The 1,571-nt window shown below is 55.3% G+C and carries 2 protein-coding genes; one reads left to right on the forward strand and one right to left on the reverse strand.

Going from position 1 to position 1,571, the window contains the following annotated elements; genetic code table 11:
- Window positions 1-463: 463 nt before the first annotated feature.
- Window positions 464-1,192 carry a GNAT family N-acetyltransferase gene (locus F2P46_RS35730; protein WP_166899248.1) on the reverse strand — a complete coding sequence of 243 codons (729 nt, stop codon included), beginning with the start codon at window positions 1,190-1,192 and terminating at the stop codon, window positions 464-466.
- Window positions 1,193-1,221: 29 nt separating this feature from the next.
- Here F2P46_RS35730 and F2P46_RS35735 point away from each other — a divergent pair, with 29 nt between their 5' ends.
- Entirely contained in the window at window positions 1,222-1,398 is a 177-nt protein-coding gene (locus F2P46_RS35735; protein ID WP_166899250.1) for a hypothetical protein, read from the forward strand.
- Window positions 1,399-1,571: the final 173 nt, after the last annotated feature.

Genomic DNA, 1,571 nt, shown 5'->3' on the forward strand with positions numbered 1-1,571 from the left:
GCGATCGAGTCTTGCAGAACGCTTTCTCGCGGCATCCAAATCGCTTCAAGAACACGCATCCACGGCCACCGGCACTGCCGACCGAAGCCGGCATCAATATGCCAAAAGCGACAATCCTGGGAGATGTGCAGACTGAAAAATGCTCCCTAAACTAATTGCAAAACCGGTCTTAAATAGTTTGACACGCTCCGCAGGTCCACTCTCGTTAGATTTTGCTGCTCCAGCAGGCGCAGCACGTTGTTGACGAATATTTTGTTGTACATGCCTACTTGTCCTTGTCTTTGGAATCGGTGCTGCCGGCAGCAGCCGCTATGTCTTTACAGTCCGACAACAGGTCCTTCAACGTTGTTCGGGTCACGAAGATTGGGAGCCGCTGCTTAGGTCCAGTCAGGACCAGCTCCTTTGCAGTCATCAAGACTTCCTTTCCGACTGGTGCAGTTGCCATAAATGTGCCCGTGAAGAGTTACTCGGCGGACTCAGACAGGACCGCATCCCACTTTCCAAACAGGGTCAGCCCTGCCGCCTTGGCGAGCGCGACGGATGCCGCATTGTCGAGTTGGCAGCGGTATTGCGGTTCATAGCCCCGTGCGTAGGCATGACGGCTAATCGCGCGGATGACGCGGCGCGCATGACCCTTGCTCCGGAACGGTGGCAGCGTCAGGACGCCGACATCGGCAATCTTCTGGTCATCCCAAGGATACATGCTCGCGGCACAAACCAGCCGATCCTGCTCGAACGAACCGAACACGACCCAGTGATCGAGCTCGACATAGGCATTGTCAAGATCCTGCTCCGACGCATTGGACTGGAACTCGGCAAACATCGCGTCGTCAGTCGCGCTGAGTTGCCGCAGGTCGTCTGGCAGAGGTTCCTGCAGCAGCGCCTGCCGCTCTGCCTCAGTGAAGTGGAAAACATAGTCGGCACCATGTAACCGGACATTGGTGTCTTGCAGCTTCTGGCGTAACATCGCCTCGGTCAAGTCCTGCTGGTGGTACAGTCCCAGCTTGTCTGCCAGCGCAGGGGTTAGCACCACCATCGCCTTGCCGTCCGTAGTTTCCAGCAGCATCAACTGCCGGCCGGCTTCCATATCTGGATTGGCCGCCACGATCAGCGTGTCGCTGCGGTAAAGGATGTCGCCAGCGAGGAAAAACTCCTGCCAGAAGGATTCGATGGTTTTGGAAAATTTAGACATGTGTTTCTACTCGACTTGGTTGAGAAAACTTGGTTGAGAAAATGGACTGTAAAAAAGTGATGGCCGGTAAAATTTTAGGCCATCTATCCGGACAAGACTGGCTCCTGCCGGGCAAGCTTGTGCGCCCGTTCCTCGAGCCAAGGGATGAATTCTGGGCTAGAGAACAGGTAAAAATGCCCGCCTGGAAAGAGCCTCTGCGTGACTAACGCGGCAAACACTCCCCCCAGTCCGCCAGCCGCGAAACGGGAACCTGCGGAGCGTGTCAAACTATTTGAGACCGGTTTTGCAATTAGTTTAGGGAGCATTTTTCAGTCTGAACATCTCCCAGGATTGTCGCTTTTGGCATATTGATGCCGGCTTCGGTCGGCAGTGCCGGTGG

The sequence above is a fragment of the Massilia sp. CCM 8734 genome, from assembly GCF_011682155.1.
Taxonomy (GTDB): Bacteria; Pseudomonadota; Gammaproteobacteria; order Burkholderiales; family Burkholderiaceae_D; genus Telluria_A; species Telluria_A rubra.

What these genes read in the sequence shown, in the direction of transcription:
- F2P46_RS35730 (WP_166899248.1), bottom strand. Translation starts at nt 1,192, where the DNA reads ATGTCTAAATTTTCCAAAACCATCGAATCCTTCTGGCAGGAGTTTTTC.